Origin of the sequence: Paraglaciecola chathamensis S18K6 (genome assembly GCA_000314955.1) — a bacterium.
Taxonomy (GTDB): domain Bacteria; phylum Pseudomonadota; class Gammaproteobacteria; order Enterobacterales; family Alteromonadaceae; genus Paraglaciecola; species Paraglaciecola chathamensis.
Window position 1 is genome coordinate 1 of sequence record BAEM01000003.1, and the last position, 21997, is coordinate 21997.

General features: G+C 43.7%; 20 protein-coding genes and 1 pseudogene. 10 read left to right on the plus strand and 11 right to left on the minus strand.

What is annotated here, in order from left to right; all coding sequences use genetic code 11:
- Positions 1-388: 388 nt before the first annotated feature.
- Positions 389-538, minus strand: a pseudogene (locus GCHA_RS22830) (aminotransferase class V-fold PLP-dependent enzyme); the annotation flags it as partial.
- Between the two features lie 496 nt (positions 539-1034).
- On the opposite strand from GCHA_RS22830, the gene GCHA_RS00345 reads away from it, so the two are divergent.
- Positions 1035-1586 carry a hypothetical protein gene (locus tag GCHA_RS00345; protein WP_007983914.1) on the plus strand — a complete coding sequence of 184 codons (552 nt, stop codon included), beginning with the start codon at positions 1035-1037 and terminating at the stop codon, positions 1584-1586.
- Between the two features lie 119 nt (positions 1587-1705).
- Here GCHA_RS00345 and GCHA_RS00350 read toward each other — a convergent pair whose 3' ends face one another.
- The 3 genes from GCHA_RS00350 to GCHA_RS00360 all read right to left on the minus strand — a co-directional run bounded on the left by GCHA_RS00350 (position 1706) and on the right by GCHA_RS00360 (position 5302).
- Positions 1706-3028, minus strand: a complete 1323-nt coding sequence (locus tag GCHA_RS00350; protein WP_007983920.1) for an aminotransferase class V-fold PLP-dependent enzyme — start codon at positions 3026-3028, stop codon at positions 1706-1708.
- Between the two features lie 281 nt (positions 3029-3309).
- The gene (locus GCHA_RS00355) at positions 3310-4485 is read right to left on the minus strand and encodes a mandelate racemase/muconate lactonizing enzyme family protein (RefSeq protein WP_007983924.1); all 1176 of its coding nucleotides are present in this window, start codon (positions 4483-4485) and stop codon (positions 3310-3312) included.
- A 49-nt stretch (positions 4486-4534) separates the two neighbouring features.
- On the minus strand, positions 4535-5302 hold the full coding sequence (locus GCHA_RS00360) for a class II aldolase/adducin family protein (RefSeq protein WP_007983926.1): 768 nt from the start codon (positions 5300-5302) through the stop codon (positions 4535-4537).
- A 334-nt stretch (positions 5303-5636) separates the two neighbouring features.
- Here GCHA_RS00360 and GCHA_RS00365 point away from each other — a divergent pair, with 334 nt between their 5' ends.
- Entirely contained in the window at positions 5637-5912 is a 276-nt protein-coding gene (locus GCHA_RS00365) for a peptidylprolyl isomerase (RefSeq protein WP_007983930.1), read from the plus strand.
- Between the two features lie 8 nt (positions 5913-5920).
- On the opposite strand, the gene GCHA_RS00370 is transcribed toward GCHA_RS00365, so the two are convergent.
- Entirely contained in the window at positions 5921-6748 is an 828-nt protein-coding gene (locus GCHA_RS00370; RefSeq protein ID WP_007983932.1) for a phytanoyl-CoA dioxygenase family protein, read from the minus strand.
- Between the two features lie 71 nt (positions 6749-6819).
- On the minus strand, positions 6820-8388 hold the full coding sequence (locus GCHA_RS00375) for a GGDEF domain-containing protein (RefSeq protein WP_007983934.1): 1569 nt from the start codon (positions 8386-8388) through the stop codon (positions 6820-6822).
- Between the two features lie 292 nt (positions 8389-8680).
- Between GCHA_RS00375 and GCHA_RS00380 the strand changes: the two genes are divergently transcribed.
- The 5 genes from GCHA_RS00380 (at position 8681) to GCHA_RS00400 (ending at position 13758) form a co-directional block, all read left to right on the plus strand.
- Positions 8681-9358, plus strand: coding sequence for a hypothetical protein (locus GCHA_RS00380; RefSeq protein ID WP_039991890.1), 678 nt, complete (start codon positions 8681-8683; stop codon positions 9356-9358).
- Positions 9359-9575: 217 nt separating this feature from the next.
- Complete coding sequence (locus GCHA_RS00385; RefSeq protein ID WP_007983938.1) at positions 9576-10955, plus strand: M28 family metallopeptidase; 1380 nt, start codon at positions 9576-9578, stop codon at positions 10953-10955.
- 533 nt (positions 10956-11488) lie between these two features.
- Positions 11489-11938: a DoxX family protein gene (locus GCHA_RS00390; RefSeq protein ID WP_007983939.1), complete on the plus strand. Its 450-nt coding sequence runs from the start codon at positions 11489-11491 to the stop codon at positions 11936-11938.
- A gap of 146 nt (positions 11939-12084) precedes the next feature.
- The gene (locus tag GCHA_RS00395) at positions 12085-12780 is read left to right on the plus strand and encodes a pirin family protein (RefSeq protein WP_007983940.1); all 696 of its coding nucleotides are present in this window, start codon (positions 12085-12087) and stop codon (positions 12778-12780) included.
- 78 nt (positions 12781-12858) lie between these two features.
- Positions 12859-13758, plus strand: coding sequence for a LysR family transcriptional regulator (locus GCHA_RS00400; protein WP_007983941.1), 900 nt, complete (start codon positions 12859-12861; stop codon positions 13756-13758).
- Between the two features lie 108 nt (positions 13759-13866).
- On the opposite strand, the gene GCHA_RS00405 is transcribed toward GCHA_RS00400, so the two are convergent.
- Positions 13867-14865: an NADP-dependent oxidoreductase gene (locus tag GCHA_RS00405; RefSeq protein WP_007983942.1), complete on the minus strand. Its 999-nt coding sequence runs from the start codon at positions 14863-14865 to the stop codon at positions 13867-13869.
- A gap of 155 nt (positions 14866-15020) precedes the next feature.
- On the opposite strand from GCHA_RS00405, the gene GCHA_RS00410 reads away from it, so the two are divergent.
- The gene (locus tag GCHA_RS00410; RefSeq protein WP_007983943.1) at positions 15021-15929 is read left to right on the plus strand and encodes a LysR family transcriptional regulator; all 909 of its coding nucleotides are present in this window, start codon (positions 15021-15023) and stop codon (positions 15927-15929) included.
- Positions 15930-15955: 26 nt separating this feature from the next.
- On the opposite strand, the gene GCHA_RS00415 is transcribed toward GCHA_RS00410, so the two are convergent.
- The 3 genes from GCHA_RS00415 to ffh form a co-directional block, all read right to left on the minus strand.
- Entirely contained in the window at positions 15956-17152 is a 1197-nt protein-coding gene (locus GCHA_RS00415; RefSeq protein WP_007983944.1) for a GAK system CofD-like protein, read from the minus strand.
- Between the two features lie 165 nt (positions 17153-17317).
- Entirely contained in the window at positions 17318-17563 is a 246-nt protein-coding gene (locus tag GCHA_RS00420) for a Rho-binding antiterminator (RefSeq protein WP_007983945.1), read from the minus strand.
- Between the two features lie 370 nt (positions 17564-17933).
- On the minus strand, positions 17934-19310 hold the full coding sequence (ffh, locus tag GCHA_RS00425) for a signal recognition particle protein (protein WP_007983946.1): 1377 nt from the start codon (positions 19308-19310) through the stop codon (positions 17934-17936).
- Between the two features lie 232 nt (positions 19311-19542).
- On the opposite strand from ffh, the gene GCHA_RS00430 reads away from it, so the two are divergent.
- Both GCHA_RS00430 and GCHA_RS00435 read left to right on the plus strand, forming a co-directional pair.
- Positions 19543-20331, plus strand: coding sequence for a cytochrome C assembly family protein (locus GCHA_RS00430; protein WP_007983947.1), 789 nt, complete (start codon positions 19543-19545; stop codon positions 20329-20331).
- A gap of 104 nt (positions 20332-20435) precedes the next feature.
- Positions 20436-21725 carry an HlyC/CorC family transporter gene (locus GCHA_RS00435; protein WP_008303054.1) on the plus strand — a complete coding sequence of 430 codons (1290 nt, stop codon included), beginning with the start codon at positions 20436-20438 and terminating at the stop codon, positions 21723-21725.
- A 21-nt stretch (positions 21726-21746) separates the two neighbouring features.
- Here GCHA_RS00435 and GCHA_RS00440 read toward each other — a convergent pair whose 3' ends face one another.
- Complete coding sequence (locus GCHA_RS00440; RefSeq protein WP_007983951.1) at positions 21747-21938, minus strand: hypothetical protein; 192 nt, start codon at positions 21936-21938, stop codon at positions 21747-21749.
- Positions 21939-21997 lie beyond the last annotated feature (59 nt).

The following is a 21997-nucleotide window of genomic DNA, read 5'->3' on the forward strand; positions in this document are numbered from 1 at the left end:
CTCAGCCGCAAAATAACGCCGCATAACAGCAGGCGGGGAAGCAAAAAGGGGATGATATTTATATCATCCCCTTTTTTTATTTTTGCTGTTTATAGATATTTTTCAATTATACCATTCCACGTTCATAAGTGATGACTCAGCGAGAGTTTAAAAGGGCTTAAACAAGGCGCATGACTGAATGAATAGTTGTTCTCTTTCGAAGTCATGCAACGCAGTGTAAGCCCTTTTAAAACTCGCCTGCAAGGAATGCCCCAGCGGCTTTTGCTCTGCGTTCTCACTATTCGAAAGGGAACAACCATTACTTCATAGCGACGCCTTAATCAAAAACCGCTGGACGCATTCTGAGGAGGTCACTTATTAATGCGGATTGGTATTACACATGTTAGCGCTAGGCCAAAGCGCTAACTTCTGCCAGTGCCTGCTCTATTTCTTGTTCGTTATTAAGCAGTGACGGTGCAAAGCGTGCGTAGCTTTGACGATAAGGTGTGCTGCTCATGATAATGCCTTTGGCGTGCATCTTTTCTACCACTGTTTCGGGCGGCATGAATCAAACAAATTTGCCGCCGCATTTACACGGCTGATTTTGCTTGACAAAGACGGCTTACGGAATGAGTATTATTTTACTCATTATATGGAGCGTCTCAAATGATATAAGGAATGTATTACGTTTAAAGTTAGTAAACTTCTATTTTTTGCTTTATCTGCCCCCTGCCAATAGTAATTGCAAACCAAGCATTTACTAAGATTTGTGGATATATGCCGTCGGGTAAATTTCAAGAACCCGTCGAAAACACTTTGACTGGTGATAGTTACTACCCTGAGTGTCCAGCTAGCATCTCTCGCACAAGTTCAACTACTTGTGTTGTAGTGCTCCCCAGCCCTCGAGCAGAGGGAGGCGTGACTTACGTGCAGAGCCACGACCAAGTTACCCAGACTTGGGAGCCTTGTTTATGAGCTACACGGCGGATATTAGCTCTATTAACAGGCTTGTACGCTAGTAGCGTACAAGCAATTTTGCAATTGGAAAGTAAAACGTGTTGGTCATTATTCTTAGAAAATTCAATCTTATGTTTATACTGTTTACAATTCCACTAGCTTACGCCTCTGCTCAGCAAGCATACCAAAATGAAAAATCAGCTAGTGAAGACATTGAGAGAGTAGAAGTGCTTGGTTCTAAACCATTAAGTTCTCTTTTAAAGTTACGACACGAAAAGCGTTTCGCTTTTATGCATAAGTTTAACGATTTAATTGACGATGAAGATTTACATTTCGTATGTAAAAAACAAGTCGCCACTGGCTCCCACATTCGAAAGGAAGTGTGCAAAAACCAATTTGAATGGCGTATTATCCGAGAAATAGTAGACGAAGAAGTATCCAAAGGGAACAAGACCGGAGCATATGCAATCGCTCTCATGGGAAGCCAAGAACAAACGTATAGAAAAAAAGATTTATTGGAAAAAATTAACGGCCTTCTTGAAAAGAATGATGATTTTGCCAAATCATTACAAGAATTTAATAGCGCTGATGAGGCTTATAAAAAAGCCCATGCGAAGAAATTTGGCGTGTTAAGCCAGCATAAAAACTGATTGCCCATTCTCGTTATTGGATACGTCTCGTTATTGAATACGTCTCGTTGTTAAATGCTTCACATCGTATTGAAATCTACAATCAGGTCACAGCAAGCGCGTTAATAATATACACCACATTACGCAAGAGCTCGGATCTCAGCCAGCGCCAATTCTATTTCTTGTTCGTTATTAAGCAGTGACGGTGCAAAGCGTGCGTAGCTTTGACGATAAGGTGTGCTGCTCATGATAATGCCTTTGGCGTGCATCTTTTCTACCACTGTTTCGGGCGCTACCCCTTTCACATCAAAACACACTAAGCCAGATGAAAGTGAACTGTCACTCGGTGTATACAAAGTCACATGAGGCATTTTTGCTAGGCCTTGTTTAGTTTGCGTGTTTAATTGATGAATACGCTTTTGCACGTTTGCCTTGCCTAATTGAAGGTGTAATTTAAATGCCTCAGGCAATGCCCAGCGGTGCTCGAAAGAGTGAAAGCCTCCAGGAGACATATGCTCGCCAATTGGCACTTTATCTTGCGTCGTTGACCCCAGCCAAACATCGTAAGACGCTCCGAAGCTGGGAATAACAGGTTCGCTTTGGGCCCATGCTCGTTCATTTCCCCACACCACGCCTGTGCCCCTTGGCCCAAAGATCCACTTGTGAGTGCCGGCAACAAAAAAGTCACAGCCCAACTGACTAATATCTTGATCTTCTATGCCAAAACCATGAACACCATCAACACAAAATAGTATTTGTTGGTCAACTTTACGCTGACGGTTTAGCTTAGTAATAATGTCTGCCATAGCCCGAATAGGCAGCTTTACGCCAGTGGATGAATGCACCCATGTAGCAGCCACCACTCTTGTTTTATCAGTGATAGCGTCGCGCAAACGCGTTTGCACATCGGCAACACTTACTCGTGAAGGCTGATCGTACAATGCTATGCGCTTTACTTGTGCCCCTGTGCGATTGGCACGATGCGCTAACGACATATCAGTAGAGTAATGATCATGCACAGTTTGCAGTATCTCATCCCCAGGTTGAAGTTTTAGCCCACTGTAGATCAGGCCCAGCCCCATGGTTGTGCTGTCTGTTAAGGCGATGTGTTGTGCTTCACCTCCCATATAGTCAGCGGCAGCCTGCATTATTTCACCGTCAATGGTAAGAAAGTGCTGATGCCAATAATCGGACGGGTTCTCATCAAATGCTTGTCTGTGCTTTTCGATGGCTTGGGATACAGGTTTGGGATGAGAAGCTAATAAAAAAGTAGATAACTGGATGTAATCTCGTGTTAGTGGAAATAAGTTACGCAGCGCCTGCCAATCTCCCGGCTCAAGAGCATTATTTGCGTCTGCTACCTTAGGTGCTGTTTTTGGTCCCGCTTTTAATACAGACGATATGCTGACCAAACCTGCCCCTGCGCTCAATCCTAATGCATGTAAAAATTGACGTCTTAACATCTGATTCTCCCTTTTATCATTCTTTTCGCCGCTCCTATGGCTAGCAATGCATCTACAACGAATTAAGCCATGAAGTAAGAAAGTTAAGTGTAGGAGCTAAGTCGAAATTTCGCCTTTTTACAGTGCAGAAAAGCGTCAAAAGTACACTTGTTCAGAACGAACTGAACAAAGAATGACGTCACTAACAGCAGAAGGTTAAATCGATAAAAGAAGAGTACTGAATTATTCAGCACAGTGCCTCTGAATGGTGGCACTGTGCGCTTGTGCTAGGCTTGCGAGGTTTATTTCACTTCCATATGCGGTGAGCGATAAACGATTTCGTCGTTCAGATCGATACCAATTCCTGGAGTTTCAGTGACTTCAAAGAAGCCATTTACCGGCTGTGGATCTTGAATACACAATTCGCGGTTCCAGTCTTTAATGGCGTAGGTATGGTGCTCGTGAATTAAAAAGTTGGGAATGGCCGTTTCTAGATGCAAACTCGCCGCCGTTGCTACAGGACCACCGCATACATGGGCCTGAATGCGCACGTCGTACACATCAGCATAGTCGCACACTTTTTTCGCTTCGGTAAAACCACCACATAAACCGATATCGGGCTGTAATACGTCTAAGCTCTGGTCTTCTAGATAGGGTCTAACACCCCAACGGTTATATAAGCGCTCGCCACCGGCTATGGGCACATTGACGCGCTTTGCGACCTTATCGTGTAACTTAGAGTTTAAGTAATTCACTGGCTCTTCGTAATACAAACAGCCGATGTCTTCTACCATTTCACCTAGCTGAATGGCCGTGGCCACCCCAGGTAGACTGTGGCATTCAAAAATAATATCTACGTCATCGCCTACTGCGTCGCGGATGGCTTGCAGTCGTGCTCTAAATAAACGCATTTCAGGCTGGGTAAATAACTTGGTACGGTCAAAGTGCCCTGCTCCGGTTTTGTCATACACGATTGGGTCTACTTTTACTGCATCATAGCCTTCGGCGACGGCTTTTTCTGCTGCACGCCCGTAGTCAACCGGATCATTCAAACGCGTTACTTCTTTGTCCCAATCGAACTGTAACTGACTGGCATAAGTACGCAATTTGCCGTTTGTTTTACCACCCAGCAATTGGTACAAAGGTACATTTAGCGCTTTGGCTTTAATGTCCCAAAGTGCCGTATCTATCGCACTCATGGCAGCATAAAATACTGGGCCGCCACCTAAACCCCAGAACCCTTCTCTGAGCATTTTGCTCCACAACAATTCTGTGTTGACTGGATTAAAACCGATTAATAATGCCTCAGCGATTTCTTTGATCATATGCGCAGCAGCGCTGTGTCCCCAGTCGTATGCAAGGCCCGCTTCGCCAACCCCAGCGATGCCTTCATCCGTATGGATACGAATAAAAACCGGGTTCCACACTGGGCGTTTAGGGCATTCAATATCAAAAATTTCGACGCGAGTAATTTTCATTTATGCTGTTCCTGAAAGTAAATTTTAATAAATTGAGTAATATCGGGGATTATTCACAGAATAACGGATCGAGTTTATAGGCTTTGCGTAGCATAGCCGGCCAGGCTTTTTGGCCACCAGTTTGCCCACTATGTACCACATTAGCTTGGGCATAGATCCCATCGACAATCGCTTGCGGTATTTCAATAACAGACTGATTTGCTTGTAACAGATCCATTTGAATTTCACAGGCGCGCTGCAAGTCATAAAAACGCATAAAAGCGTCCCCCACAGTCGGACCTAACGTTAGGCCACCATGGTTGTGCAACAACATATGATTGTTGCTAGCTAAATCATCTTGCAAGCGCTTTTTCTCATCAGCATTTACCGCAAGGCCTTCATATTCGTGATAGCTCATTGATGACAACGAGAACATGGCATATTGACTCCAAGGCTGCAAACCGCCTTGCAAACTGGCAACACTAATGGTGGCTTTAGTGTGTAAATGTATCACGCACTGGGCGTCATGACGCACTTCATGTATTGCGCTGTGAATAGTGAAGCCTGCAGGATTAATGGTGTATTTTGAGTCATCAAGAATATTACCGTCTAAGTCTACTTTGACTAAATTAGACGCGGTAACCTCTTCGAAAGTCAGCCCAAAAGGATTAATCAGGTATTCGTCCGTCCCAGGAATACGTGCTGAGATGTGGGTGTAAATGAGATCTCCCCAGCGGGCATCAGCCACTAAACGGTAACAGGCAGCAAGATCTACTCGAGTTTGCCACTCAAGGTCAGAGACTTGCCCTTTTAAGCTTCTATCGGATAACGCAAACACCTTCGCTCCTTTTTTGATTGTCTTTCACAGATTCAACTTACCATTTGATAAGCAGTATATTTGCCCCGCTATACACGCCAACTCGGCTGCTGTTAGGGCATTTCGCCATTGACCCATTTATAGTAACTGAAACGCGAAGAATATCCGATACCTTAGGCGTTTAGCTTATAGGTTTTGTGTATAGCAGGAGAAGGTTTTGCATCCTTAATTCACTTGCTTTTTCTGTTTCAAATGCATCAAGCGTGGCACAATACCCAACTATTCCAACCGAGCACGAAGCAAAGCACATTTCCCCACGTGCCCACATAGCGAGCAGAATAAAAGGTGATAAACAATGAAAGCAGGTGCATGTCACATATTGGTCAAAACGGAAAAAGAAGCACAGCAACTTAAAGCGCAATTGGACAAAGGTGCGAACTTTCAGCAACTAGCGAAAAAGCATTCACTTTGCCCATCAGGTAAAAAAGGCGGCGATTTGGGTGAATTTAGCCCGGGTACTATGGTCAAGGCATTTGATAACGTGGTGTTTAAAAAGGACATTTTAACCATACATGGCCCAGTGAAAACTCAATTCGGTTTCCACCTCATCAAAACCCTATATCGCAGTTAATTCCCCCCTTACAATGGGCTCGGCTCAGCTTGCAGCCAATTTAACGGATCATATTGAGTCGTGGCGCAGGTCACGTGCAGTGTGAACGCGTGGCGCGATTTAGCTGAGCGATTTGGCGCGCTAAAATGTGGCAGTAAACCGTCAAAAACCACCAGCGAGCCTTTTTTAACTTCAAGGGGTCTAGCGTCTTCATCTTTCGGCCAAGGCGTGTCATCCAGCACCTTTAGCTCTGTGCTGTCATTAGCAAAGCGCATAAATTGCTCGCGCAGTGGCGTATCGCTGCCGTCAGCTTTAACTTGTAAACAACCATTTTCAATCGTAGCGTCTTCCACTGCAATCCAGAATGTCACCACGGACAAAGGATCACTTAAAAAATAGGTACCGTCTTGATGCCAGCGGATCACCCCGCCAATCTTTGGTTGTTTGAAAATATACATAGACTGGTGAATTTGTGGCGCCAGCAAACCAACATCGTTGGCGACTTGGCGAATACGAGGGTCGTGACTGAATTTTTTAAACACGGGGTTCAAAGTATGTAATGCGTGACCAATTTTATTGATGCTAACTGCTTTTTCTTGCTGTAATTCACCGCTTTCGTTGAAGGCCTCTTCTTCAAAAAAACAGCGAATTTTATCGCCTGATTGCAAAAAATAATCATCTCGAGATTTACTTTGATCTTGGGTAGAAAATACAGCGCGAGTTGAATTCGGATCGAATTGCTCCACTATCGCTTGCGCTTCACTTTTCAAGGATTGCATATCTGCCGCTGAAAAGTATTCGCTGAGCACCACGTATCCATTAGTTTGAAAAAGTTGCTTTTGTTCAGTAGTTAACACGCAAGACCTCACTGTCGTTTACAAAATGTTTAACAGTATATTGGCAAAGATTTACGACAAGCAAGCAGAGGTTAAATTGTACTTTGCTTTTCTCTTTTACGAATGTACATCGCATGATCTGCTTTATGCAGCATATCGCTAACGCTGATGTCACTGTGAGCAAAAGTCACGCAGCCTACACTGGCATTTACCTTAATTTGCACACTGTCAGTGCTGATTTTTATATTGTGAAGACGCTGAGTCATTCTCGCCTTAAGCGCCATTGGTAAAGACTCATCCTCAAATCGCGCCAATCCCACGAATTCATCTCCCCCTAGGCGCCCTACTGCGTCTTGGTCGCGCATTTGCTTGCGAATAATTTTAGCGATAATTTGTAAAACTTCGTCTCCCGCTTTGTGGCCATAGCTGTCATTTATTTGTTTGAAATTATCCAAATCAATATACAACAAGCATAACACCCCGCCGTTCGCTTGATGTTCACTAAGCATTTTTTGCGCGGCGTTTTCCCATCCTCGCCTGTTTAATACTTCACAGAGGGAGTCGGTCATAGCCTGCGCCTGAGCAAATATTTTATCGTTGTTAATCCGCTTGATCCGCTCCGATGTGGCTATCGCCAGTAAAAAACTCTCAATTGCAAATGAGTAGATTAAACCGTAGCGCTCAATAAAAGGACTCACGTCGCCGAACCATAAGCGAAAGACCATGGCACAACATACGATGCAAGATGCCAATAGCACTAAACGGGCTGTATGAACCCGTAAATAAGAAGCGTAACCAATTAACGCAAAGGTACACAGCATCAGCAGCATAGTGATAATCGACATCACTGAAGAAAGCCAAGAGAATAATTGCCCCCTTGCTATAAACTGCAACGCGATAGATATAGCTAAGACAAATGCCGCAGGATAGACAACTGTAAAACGGGTAAATCGAGGCCAGCGACGCTGTAAATCAAGCAAGGCGACCACGAAAATGGTGCCACTGAAAACCGTCAATCCAGCAAAAAGTAAATTAACTGAACGATTATTAAATGAGCTGCCATTGAGGAAAAGATCGAGGTTTCCTTCTTGCAAAAGAAAGAATACACCGGCGCAAAGCACGTAATAACAATAGTAATGAAAACGCTCGTCGTTAAGGCTACGTCCCATAAAGAACAAATAGAAAACCAGCGTGATGCACAAGCCAAAAAACAACCCTAGCAACAAATTGTGTTGCTGCCCCACTAGCGCGTAATCGCGCCAGCTTTGTAGGCGTAAACTGGCGGTAAAATCTTTCTCAGCATCGATTTGAAAAGCAAGCTTAAAATTTCCTTGTGGCAACGCGTAAGCGAGTTGATTTGCAGCCAATGCGCGCTGCTCAACGCCATTTATCAGCAGGACACTGTGTCGAATAAAGCCATCTTTAGTCATTAACACTCGCGGTTGTTCAAGGGAGCATTGAAATGAAAATAGATTATCAAACTGCGTAACTGGAAGGCTAAGCGCAGCGGCAAGTGTTAAGTCTGACACCTTAGTCTTGTTGTTATCACTCAATAATTGGCAGCGGTCTAATGGCTGGGCAGATACAGAGTAGCTAAACAAACCAAACCCTATCAAAAGAAGGCTTAATAAACGAAAGTGTGCACCTATATTTAGTGCCATGACACTTAGCTTACGCAGAACATGAAAGTACGTCATAGTTAATATATACACGTTATTAGCACTTTTTCCTGTTCAATTTCATCAAGATGTTACACGCGCTTAATTTCAGTAAAATTTAAATAATATCAGTTAATATTTGACTAACTTTTAGTTAATCTCACAAAAAATCTGTAAACCCACATTATTTTAGCTGTCTGAAAACAACAAATAACTATTAAAAACAATAAGTTGGATAATTGGCATAGCAACTGCCTACTCATCATAATAAACATTGAACACACAATGAGGGATCATGGCTATTCTACCTGTCATATCAGTACTAAGTGTATTGGCATTTAGTCCAACAACGCATACAGCGCATCCGACTTTACAGGCTCCTCGCACACATTTAAGCCCCGTACATTTGAGTAAGAGCCCCGAGGTTTTTAATCAAAGAAATACCGAACTCGGCCTGGCGTACTTTGCCACGCAATCAATTCAGTCTAACGTTGCTCACGTCGGCCTACCTTCAGGCACATCGGTCAGGCGCATATCATCAGTGAACGGGAATATTTATAGCCCGTTTGAACTTTATGTTTCATCAAGTATTTTTACAGATAGTGGCAACATTACCCTAGGAGCCAACAGTGTTGTGGCGGGCTCCATCAGCACGCACAAAGGCAAGGTTTTACTCGATAGTGTGACAGTGGCAGGAGATATTAAAAGCCAATACGGCGACATATCTCTCAGTGGAAATACATTGATATACGGAGACGTGGTCCTTGGCTATCCAAACGCTCTAAGTCATTGTCACGAGGGTGATGCATGTCACGTTCAACTGACAAATACGCTACCACGAGTACATATTGGCGAAAATGTACGTATTCTTGGTACCTTAGTCATTAATGGTTTAGCGACATTAGAAATAGATAACTCTGCGTCTTTGCTTCAAATTCACTTTAATACCGAGTCATTGGAATATGCGCAATAGCGTGTCTTTTTAATCGCTAGACGATCTTTTATGCCAACATTAAAACCAATGCGCCGAAACATACCAACAGAACACTTTAGATTAATTATTGTATAAACCTAAGATTGCATTGGTATTCGTCTTTAAATCTCGGGGACTGAGCGCATTGTGATACTTCGATGATAGAATAACGATATTATGCGAAGCAATGTTATACATATAATAAGAAGAGGTATGAATGAAACACTTCCATGTCGCCAGTGTCATGTTGGCTCTCAGTTTGACCAGCACTATGAGCTTGGCCCAGAGCACCACTGACTATCAAGACCAAGCAAAACTGCATGATATCGCCAAAGCTGTCTCACCTGAACGTATTGAGGCCGATATTCGAACTTTAGTCGGCTTTGGCACTCGCCATACGTTATCTGAAACCGAATCAGATACCCAAGGAATTGGCGCTGCACGGCGCTGGATAAAAAATGAGTTTGAACAGATATCCCAAGCCTGCGGTGGCTGTTTAGAGGTCTATTTTCAAGCGAAAACCATCAGTGGTGAAACGCGAATTCCTGACGCTACCGAGGTGGTCAGTGTTATCGCTGTACAGCGCGGAAGTCACGATCCAAATCGCTATGTGTTGATGTCTGGCGATATTGACTCTCGGGTCTCTGACGTAATGAACAGCACCTCTATTTCCCCTGGTGCTAATGACAACGCGTCTGGTGTCGCAGGGACTTTAGAAGCAGCTCGCGTGTTATCAAAGTATAAATTCAATGGCAGCATAGTGTACGCAGCGTTAGCAGGTGAAGAGCAAGGATTATTCGGAGGTAAAATACTGGCCGAACAAGCTCAAAAAGACGGTTGGCGCATCAAAGCCGTGCTGAACAACGACATGATTGGCAACATAGAAGGCATTAACGGGGTGATTAACAACACCACTGCCCGCATATTCGCTGAAGGCACCCGCCAAACAGAGACACCTGAAGAAGCCCGAGTTCGACGCTTTACAGGTGGCGAAGTTGACTCACCAAGTCGCAATTTAGCCCGTTATATAGACCTGATGGCAGATCGCTACATTCCAAATTTAGATACCATGGTTATTTATCGATTAGATAGATTTGGTCGCGGCGGTCACCATAGACCATTCAATGACTTGGGTTATCCGGGTGTGCGAATTATGGAAACCAACGAGAATTACAATCGTCAACACCAAGACATTCGCAGTGAAAACGGTATCGATTATGGGGATACTATCGAAGGGGTTAACTTTGAGTATGCGGCAAAGCTGACTGCGCTTAACGCAGTATCGCTTGCTGGTATGGCATGGGCTCCCGCCCCTCCTGCGAAAGTAGAGATTAATGGCGCTGTCAAACCAAGCACCACCTTAAATTGGCAAGCGCTAGATCCTAAACAAAATCCACAACTTAAAGGCTATAAAATCTATTGGCGTTACACAGATGCACCGCAATGGCAGTTCAGTCGTTTTGTGGGCAATGTGAATAGCTACACGTTAGACAATATAGTGATCGACAACTACTTCTTTGGTGTGGCCAGTGTGAGTCAAGATGGCGCAGAAAGCCCCGTTGTATTTCCAGGTGCCGCAGGGGCGTTTGGCGAATAAATGGGTACGTAATAGCTCTCTTACAACGTAGGTGCCTTAGGCGCCTGCGTTATGCATAAGACACTGGTAGCGTATTATCTGAGCTACCAAACATGTTTAATCGGTCCAGCTATCTAATCGAAAACATACCTAACCCAGCAACATACTTATCTCGGTAAATATAACTCCCTCAACAGTTTACTTATACTTTTCTCCACATATCTCCTTGTCCAGTTGTCCAGTTGGCCCCTTGTCATAGTAGAAATAGGCTACATTGAAAATTCGCCGTAAAATAGCGCTAGCGTACTCGTCATTTCTTGGTCTTTTGTGTTTTGCGTTTGGCCTCGTCTACCTTGCTCTCGCTACTTTAATTACTAAGCATTCCAGGTAGTTCAAATTTTTTGAATGAACATCTCAAATCATTCTAATTTCATTTCTTTTATAGGCGAGGTACATTTACCCCATCGCCGCAGCTTAATAGTTAATAAGACTAAAATGCATGGCAGATTGATAAGATTGAACACTATTAACATCAAATATTTTGAGGAAGCATCATGAAAAGCACATTTTTGAACAAATTACTCTCATCTCAAGCGGGCTTGTCAGCACTAGCACTGAGAATTCCAGTAGGCATTATTTTTATTGCTCATGGGGCCCAGAAGTTATTCGGAGCCTTTGGCGGGTATGGCCTTGAAGGCACCGGCCAATGGATGGCATCTATTGGCTTAGAGCCTGGCTACACACTTGCCTTTTTAGCTGGTAGTGCCGAGTTCTTTGGCGGCATAGCGTTACTTGTTGGTTTGTTAACACGCCCCGCGGCAGTGGTTCTCGCTATTACTATGCTAGTCGCTATTTTTAGCGTGCACATTAGCAATGGGTTATTTATGGCAAATAACGGTTATGAATACGCCTTAGCCTTACTGGCTGCATCTGTGTCCTTGATGTTTTCTGGCGCAGGTAAATCATCAATTGATTCCGCTATAGCCGCGCGTAGTGAGCAATAGCGGCGCTTTTTTCCATAACACTTTTTCCACGACTTTTTCCCCAACGACGCTTATTTTCGAAGGAACTTATCCTGGATAAAACATCGGTTCGATGGGGCTTACTTTTGATACAAGTTACTTTTGATTAAACACTGACGGAGGACACCATGATTGATATCCGATTAGCAGCAGATCGCGGACATGCAAACTTTGGATGGTTAGATAGCAAGCATACCTTCTCGTTTGGCTCATATCACGATCCAAAGTATATGGGTTACTCGGCACTTCGCGTGATCAACGATGATGAAATAGAGCCAGGTGCAGGCTTTGGTACTCACGGGCACAAAGATATGGAGATCATTAGCTTTGTGACCCAAGGCGTGATTGCCCATAAAGACAGTATGGGCAATGTGATTAACATGCCTGCTGGTGAGTTTCAGCTGATGTCTGCCGGTACTGGCGTGACACACAGTGAATACAATGCCTCACAAAGTGAGCCGTTGCATTTATTGCAGATTTGGATAGTACCTAACAGTAAAGGAGGCACGCCGAGCTACCAGCAAAAAAATTTCGGCGAGCACCAAGGGCTTACCCAAATTGTGACCCCGACAGGTGAAAATGGCACCTTGGCAATCAAACAAGATGCTCGATTAAATCAGGTACGGTTAGCGCCTGGAACCAGCATACGTGTTGACATCGATAAGCAGCGACATATTTATCTACACCTAGTTGACGGCACACTTGAAGTTAATCAGCAGCGTTTGCACCCTGGGGATGGGGCACAAGTAACTCAACTGGACACGCTGCTATTAGCAAACAATAGCAAGGTTCCAAGTGTGGCTTTAATGTTTGACCTTCCTTGATGAAGATAAAGTACAATTAAGCCAACCTAGCTGCCTTGATCCGCTTCAAGGCAGCTTATTTTGTTTTATGGAGAAAATATGCGCCACGCAGTGACCCTTGACGCACTTAGAGTACTCGAGGCTATTCATAACAAAGGCAGTTTTGCAGCTGCTGCTGAAACACTATTCAAAGTACCCTCGGCACTGACCTACACCGTCAGCAAGTTAGAGAATGATTTGGGTGTCGCACTATTTGACCGAAAAGGGCAAAGAGCCATATTAACACCAGCGGGAAAACTCGTACTCGACGAAGGCATTGAAATACTCAGGGCTGCGAGTGATCTTGAAGAACGTGTTCAACAGTTAGAGTCTGGTTGGGAATCAAAATTGGTGATCGCCAAAGACACTATCATTAGTGAGGCGCCACTGATTGAATTGATTTCACAATTTTGTTCATTAGATAAACACGTCGAAATTACAGTTATCGAAGAAGCGTTAGGCGGTGGCTGGGACGCGCTGCAATCAAATCGTGCCGATATCGCATTGGGGGTGACAGGTGAATTACCCAAGGGCCAATACGACGTTGCCCTTTTAGGTGAATTAGAATTTGTATTTGCAGTGAGTGCTGACCATCCACTGGCGGATTTTATCGGATTAATTGAGGGGCAGCACATCCGTCAATATCCGTATATTGTTGTGGCAGATAGCTCTCGTACATTACCTGGGCGCACCAGCGGCTTGTTTGACAACAAGCAATTAATCCGCGTGAGCAGTATGTATAGTAAAGCGCATGCCCAAGCAGCTGGGATTGGGGTGGGTTTTTTACCTATTCATATTGCCAAACCGTTTCTAGATGACGGCAGCTTAGTGGCCAAAGCAACCTCTTTACCTAGACCGCCTATTTCAATTTATTTTGCCAAGGAAAAATCAACCTCAGGTAAGGCCGCCCAGTGGTTCTGGCAAAGGTTGAACCAACATGATTGGCTCAACCCTCAATAAAACGCTTAGGCTAGCAGCGGCGCCAATTATTAGCTACTAGCAGAGTGCAAGCAACGAGCAGCTTGGCTGCTCGCTTCTCGTCATTTACCCAGCATAACGGCCTAAACCTTATAGTTTCACCATCAATTTGCCGTTATTTTGGCCAGTTAATAACATATTCAACCCATCGACCGCTGATGCTAAGCCATCGAGTACATGTGCTCGGTGTTTAATTTGTCCTTTCATCACATAGGGCGTTAACTTCGCCAATAACTCAGGCACTTGGGCATAATGGTCAGGCATAGTGAAACCTTGAATACTCAAACGCTTCTTAATAATTGGGATCCAATTTGGCCCTGGGCTAGGCTCACTGGTCGCGTAATCAGAAATCATGCCGCATACCGCGATACGACCATGGGCATTCATGTGTTCGAAAATATGCTGCTGTATCGCCCCACCTGTGTTTTCAAAAAAGATATCAACACCTTTAGGTGCAAGCTCTGTCAATTTGGCGTTTATATCATCTGATTTATAGTTTATTGCACCGTCAAAGCCCAGCTCGTTAACTAACCATTGGCACTTCTCATCAGAGCCTGCCACACCGATTACGCTAAGTCCGTCTGCTTTTGCTAGCTGCCCAACAATGGAACCAACCGAACCTGCAGCACCGCTGACAACAATCGTTTCCCCCTCTTTCGGTTTAGCCACGCCATACAAGCCTTGGGTGGCGGTCAACCCAGGTAAAGCAAAAACAGATAGAGCTTGCTCTTCACCGACACCAGCCGGTAATTTATTTAAACCTTGACCTGTGCTGACGAAATACTCCGTCCAGCCGGTCATTCCCATTACCTTTTCGCCCACGGTAAAATCAGGATGGTTACTTTCAATGACTTCGCCAATACCTGAGGAACGCATAACATCGCCTAGGGCCACAGGTGGAATATAGCTTTTTGTATCTGAGCTCATCCAACCAATCATCGCAGGATCGAGAGACATGTAAGTTTGTTTTACTAAGATTTCTCCAGGGCCGGGGCTTGGCATGGCTTTTTCAACCACTTCAAACGTTGATGCTGGAATAGGGCCAGGCTCGGGGCGTTGAATAAGATTAACAGCAGTATAGGTTGACATAATTTATCTCCAATTTAATACATTTAGACATATTCACTGCTTTAGCAGCGTTAAATATATTATTAGGCATTATTTTGTTAATATAACCCCCATAAACGACCAATCTTTATTGCCTTAAAGACAACAATAGAAATAATCTAGCTTATCGAGGATCTATGGATCAACTCAGAGCCATTCGCTACTTCTGCAAAGTGGTTGAGACCGGCAACTTTACCCAAGCCGCCAAAGCGTTTCACGTTCCTGCCTCTTCGCTGTCTCGCCGAGTGGCTGATTTAGAGAAAAGTCTTGGGGCCACCTTGCTGAAACGTTCGACTAGAGTAGTAAAATTGACAGAAATTGGACGTACCTATTACGCACAGGTCAATGACATTCTTCGACAACTCGAGCTCAGCAACGATACCGTGCGTAGTTATCAAACTGTGCCCACAGGACAACTTCGAATAAGCGCCATGGTAGAATTTGGGGAGCCAATATTGTTCCCCTTATTAGAAGAGTTTTCACAGCGCTATCCGCAAATTGTGCTTGATGTTCGTCTTAGTGATGAACTGTCGGCATTAACCCGAGATGAAGTCGATATTGCGATACGTGGTGGCTATGCACCGAACGAACGAGTCGTTGCGATTAAACTGATGGAAAACCAATTCGTGGCCGTAGCGAGTCAACAGTACTTAACGCAATTCGGCACCCCAACTTGCCCTTGGGAGCTTAAAAATCATAAAGGACTGTACTACCGCACGCCGAACGGCCCATTGCGCTGGGTAAGTGAAATAAATGGTCAATGGCAAGATGTATCCGCACCGCCAATCGCTGTTTCAAATAATGGTAAATGGCTTTTAGGAAAGGTATTAGCGGGCCAAGGCATCATGATGGCCCCAAAATGGCTGCTTAACGAATATCTAGATGCTGAAGAGTTGCAAGAATTAACACTGACCCCGACTGTAAACATTACCTCGAGCAGTGATTTTGGTATTTATCTTTTGTATCAAAAACAGCGATATTTGGTGCCTAAAGTGAAGGCCGCTGTGGATTTTTTAGTCGCACGCATCAAGCAAATACATGCCTGAGTAGGTCTGTCGAAACGTGCCGCAGTTTAGTTGCCAATAGCTAACAAATTTTTTAATAATAAGTCGTCATTGTAGTAAGGCGCACTGCGCATGGTGACTAAATCACGTTGTACAACGTTAATCCCCATTTCACGTAAACGCTCAAATGGTATGCCCCCTGCGTAATATTTTTCATTTACATCAAGCAAAATAGTACTGATGTATTGTGATGGCTTCAGTGGTTGCTCTGTATGCTTACGTAAATAGCTTAATAGAGTCAAAATGCAATCTTCTAACGTCATGCCCAGCTGTTCAGGATCGTGACCGAGATTAGGAATATACACCTTAGGGTTAGGGTTGTTGGCCACGGCTTCTCCCACTCCAACAGGCAAGAGATTGGCTAGAATACTGGTAAAAAAGCTGCCTGGGGGGAAGCAAATCAGATCGGCTTGTTCAATATATTGGCGATTTTTCTTTAATAAATAGCAGTCGACTGGTTCGGGGTTTTCCTCGCTCTCACACAAGTAAAGTTTGGTGATTGCACTGCGCAGCGCTGGCGTCTCTTTTGCTGTTAATAAGTGTTGCCCGACGACTGTGCTACCGTCGTTTAAATCTGCCGCTATGTTTAAATTACTTTCGACAATAGGCCTTACTGTACCGCGGATATCTAGCATTTGATGAAAAAAATCAATGCCACACTGCAGCCTTTCATCGCCAACACAGTAAGAATCGACAAACAGCAAATTACCAATACTCGCGCCTTTTAAATCAAACTCTTGGGGCAAACACTGAAGCACACGGGCGATTTTTTGACAAAAAAGTTGGCGCTTATTGGCTTGTAATGAAGATACGAGAGGGTCTTTTCCTTCAGCCATTAATTTTAAATGTGAACGTAGTGCTTGCTGAGATGCGCTTGAAGAAAGTCGATACCCCAACAGCCGAGAGACAACGTCTTGCTCTCGTGTTCCGTTGTGACTAAGGGCAAGTAAGCGATTTCTTAAGTCCCCTACTCCGGGTAACGTAAAGTGTCGCCGAATAGTTGCTGAACTACCACCTGAATCAAACGGCGTTACAAGATGCACTGAATTATGTGTTGTCGCACTTAATGGCCGACAAAAACCGCGCAATGCGCTGCCACCACTAAAAAACAACAATTTTTTACCTTGATGCGCAAGATATTGCTGAGCTTTCAAGGGAGTAACCCGAGATACGGATTTGACTTGCTGAGTCTGCTTAACACGCATAAAGAGATGCATTCATATGAGGAGGCTAACCCTGAGAATATTGCTATTATTATGTATAATAGATTACACCTTCAGATAGAAAAGCCAAGGGAGAAAACGATTTAGTAAAAACGCGGCTTCTATCGGTACCGCTTCGTCAACCTCTCACCAAGTAAAACTAGCGTGTCACTTGGTAAATTTAACTAAAGTAAAATGCGGATTTGCTTTCAAGGCTTGCATTGAATGAATTAAATTAAGTGTAATGCTTAGCTCGCCATCGGCGGTATCAAGCACGATACATTCTTCTTTATGCTCATTATATACAGTGTCCTTTGCTACCCCTTCAACCTTATTGCTATTGTCTAGCGTTAAAGCGATAGGCATTTTATACAAACAAGCTATCTCAATGTAATCTTGCTCAGCACACTTCATTCGTCACCTCCTAGCGGGTTTACATTAAAACCAATTCCATTAAATCATTGTTCTTTCAGAATTCATCCGGCGCGTTTTGAACAAGGCGTCGGTGTGCAGTAATGGTTGTTCCCTTTCAAATACCGAGAACGCAGTGCAAAACCCGCTGGGGAATTCCCTTCGGGCGAATTTTAAAAGATCTCACTCTGTGTTGCTCAAACTCGAAAGAGCACAGGTTAGTTTTTAATAAAGGGCTATCGTTTAAGCGCCTTGATTAAGTCCTTTTAAATCTTCGCCCAGTGGTTAATTAATTAATGCAATTTGGTAAAATTTAACGTTAAAAAAATAGCCCACAATGTGAGCTATTATAAACTTTCGATCAGCGATTGCCTTAGCGCGGAGGAAACATGCCACCCGGCCCGCCTGGGGGCATCATACCTTTCATATTACGCATCATTTTTTTCATGCCGCCGCCGGACATTTTTTTCATCATTTTTTGCATCTGCGTAAACTGCTTTAATAAGCGGTTTACGTCTTGAATTTGCGTGCCTGAGCCCATTGCAATTCTTCGCTTGCGTGAGCCTTTTATGGTGTCAGGTTTTGCGCGCTCAAGTGGCGTCATAGAATTGATGATTGCTTCCATTTGGTTAAACGACTTGTCATTGGCTTTGTCTTTTACCTGAGCAGTCATGTTCCCCATGCCGGGCAGTTTGTCCATCATAGACATCATACCGCCCATGTTACGCATTTGTTCTAACTGCTCTTTGAAGTCTTGCAGATCAAAACCTTTGCCTTTTTGTACCTTCTTGGCAAGGCGTTGCGCTTTGTTTTTATCAACTTTACGCTCGACTTCCTCGATTAAACTAAGCACATCTCCCATACCAAGTATGCGCGAAGCTACTCGCTCTGGATGGAACGGCTCAAGGGCGTCGACTTTCTCTCCCATCCCCAGAAATTTAATCGGTTTGCCCGTAATATGACGAACAGACAGCGCTGCACCACCGCGAGCATCACCGTCGGTTTTGGTTAAAATAACCCCGGTCAGTGGCAATGCTTCGTTAAATGCTTTGGCTGTATTGGCCGCATCTTGTCCTGTCATGGCATCTACCACAAACAGCGTTTCTATTGGCTTGATAGCTTGATGAAGGTCTTTAATTTCTCCCATCATCTCAGCGTCAATGTGTAAACGGCCGGCGGTATCAACAAGCAACACATCAAAGAATTTTTTCTTTGCGTGCTCAACAGCATCGTTAACGATATCAATTGGCTTTTGTTCAATCGTAGACGGGAAACATTCCACTCCGATTTCTGTCGCAAGGGTTTCAAGTTGCTTAATCGCTGCAGGACGATAGATATCAGCACTGACCACAAGGACTTTTTTCTTTTCGCGTTCGGTTAAATACCGCGCCAATTTACCGACACTGGTGGTTTTACCTGCACCTTGTAAACCAGCCATTAGAACAACAGCTGGCGGCTGGGCAGCTAAATCTAATCCTTCATTGGCCTGCCCCATGACAGATTCCAATTCCGCTTGCACGATTTTGATAAACACTTGGCCCGGATTTAGGCTTTTCGAAACCTCGGTGCCTACCGCACGCACTTTCACCTGCTCAATAAAACTCTTTACTACAGGCAAGGCGACATCGGCTTCAAGTAGCGCCATGCGAACTTCACGCAAGGTGTCTTTGATGTTGTCATCAGTTAATCGGCCGCGGCCGCTAATGTCTTTGAGCGTTTTGCCTAAGCGTTCTGTTAAATTTTCAAACATAGCAAATGGGTACAATATTAATTTCAGATAGACTAATGATACCTAAATTCCACGCAGATAAGAACCAATGCAGTACAACAAATAAAGTTAATGAGAATTATTGTTAAATACTAGGTATGACAAGGCATAATGGTTATACTCCGACGTCTTGAAGCATTTAACGTGCGCGTTTTTGCCCTTCGGCTTCGCTCGTAAAATCGCTCAACATCAATACCAAAATCGAGGTTAGATCATGTTGTTAGGCTTAATCTGCTTTTGCCTATATGCTGGCGCTGCTGGCGTTATATTATTGAAGTTTTTTGACCATAAAGGTCCTAATCTAAAGCTGTCTTACGTATTCGCGATGCTTGCTTTAGCAGGTCATGCTTGGCTATTGAATAACGATATTTTTGTCGGCCTTGGCGAAAACCTAAGCATGCTTAATGTTGCCTCACTCGTTGCTTGGCTTATCAGTTTAACTATGTTGCTGGCGGCCTTCACCATGCCCAATACGATATTGCTGCCTGTGGTGTATTCCTTTACTGGGGTTATCATTCTGCTGGATCTGTTTATCCCTGATGCTCATATTATGCACATTGGCTTGCGCCCAGAACTAATGATACACATAGGCTTAGCCTTATTTGCCTATGCGTGCTTAGGCATAGCTTTGTTATACGCGTTACAATTGGCGTATATCAATATGCGCTTAAAAGAAAAAAAGGCTTCTTTACTTCATTCTTCTTTACCTCCTTTAATGATGGTCGAAGGTATTCTGTTTAAACTCCTAACCGTTGGCACAATCTTACTAACGCTCTCGCTAATAAGCGGGTTTGTATTTTTAGAAAACATGTTTGCTCAAGGGCAAGCCCACAAGACTATTTTATCTATATTGGCTTGGCTGGTGTTTTCTATTGAGCTATTTGGGCATTTTAAGTTTGGTTGGCGTGGTAAGCCTATTATTTTCGCTACTATTGCAGGCTCATTATTATTAAGTTTGGCCTATTTTGGCAGCCGTTTTGTCAAAGAAATAATTTTGAGCTGAGCCTGTTTTTAGCCTTTATCTATAGTAAAATAAGCCAACTTTGCTTGAAACGTGGGGAATTTGCCCTTAAAGTTTCGCTTTAACAACCTTTAGGGAATCCTTAGTTGGACGATATATCAACAGGTAGTCTATTTATTCTACTTGGTATTTTAGTATTACTTTCCGCTTATTTTTCTAGCTCCGAAACCAGTATGATGTCGATCAATCGATATCGACTTAAGCACCTGGGTAACGAAGGCAACAAAGGGGCGTTGCGCGTCCAGACATTGCTTGAGCGACCTGACAGGCTAATTGGTTTAATTCTTATTGGTAATAATCTGGTTAACATTGCCGCATCTGCCGTAGCGACGGTTTTGGGCTTGCGCTTGTACGGTGACATGGGGATCGCAATCGCCACAGTGGTTTTAACCTTGGTTATTCTTATTTTTTCTGAAGTTACCCCTAAAACAGTTGCTGCGCTCTACCCTGAAAAAGTCTCTTTCCCTGCATCATTTTTTCTTTTACCCATGCTCAAGGTGCTATATCCATTAGTATTTTTAGTTAACGGGATCACCAACTTTATTCTTAAATTATTGCGGATCAGCACAGATGACAGCGACAGTGGTAGCCTCAGTAGAGAAGAGTTGCGTACCGTTGTACATGAAGCGGGGGCGATGATCCCCAAAAAGCACCAAGATATGTTAGTCGGTATTCTAGACCTAGAAAAAGTCACTGCCGAGGACATCATGGTACCCCGCAATGAAATTGTGGCGATTGATATCAACCATGAATGGAAAGACATACAGAAACAACTAATAAACTCACAACACACTCGGGTTTTACTATACCGTGACAGCATTGATGATGCAGTTGGATTCGTCCATGTGCGTGATGCCCTGCGCTTGTTGTCTAAAGATGAATTTACTAAATCCAGTCTGTTGCGAGCCGTTCGAGAAATATACTTCACCCCCGAGTCGACACCGTTACATACCTTGATGTACAAGTTTCAAGCCGTGAAAGAGCGAATCGGTTTAGTTGTAGATGAGTATGGTGATATTCAAGGCTTAGTGACACTAGAGGATATTCTTGAAGAAATTATTGGTGATTTCACCACCAGTATGGTGCCTGATCACAGTAAAGAAGCTGATACCCAACAAGATGGCAGTGTTTTAGTTGACGGTAGTGCAAACGTGAGAGAACTGAACAAAGAAATGGATTGGCATTTCCCTACTGAGGGACCAAAAACCCTCAATGGTATCATTCTAGAATATTTAGAAGATATTCCAGAAGCCAATATCAGTTTGCGCTTAGCCGGTTACCCACTTGAAATCATTGAAATGAAAGATAATGTGGTAAAAACCGTGCGTATCATGCCGCAGTTCTATTTGGCTCAAGATAATAATAAAGCTGATTAGAGCTGATTAAAAATGTGTTACTCAGGATTTTGGCAGAGAATTATTTGCCAGTCTATTTTGGCGAATTTTTTCTTTAGCTAACTCTACTTTTGCGTTCAGGTTTGTCAGGCGATCATAAATACTCTGAAGCTCAGTGTCGTGAGTCAGTTGCGCGTTTGATACGTGATGTTCTAGTACCTGCTTTAAATACGCAGGTAAATTTTTGCCTGGCATGAATCTAACCTCTCTAACGAGTTATCGGTTCTCATACTCAAAACTATAGTGGAAGTTTA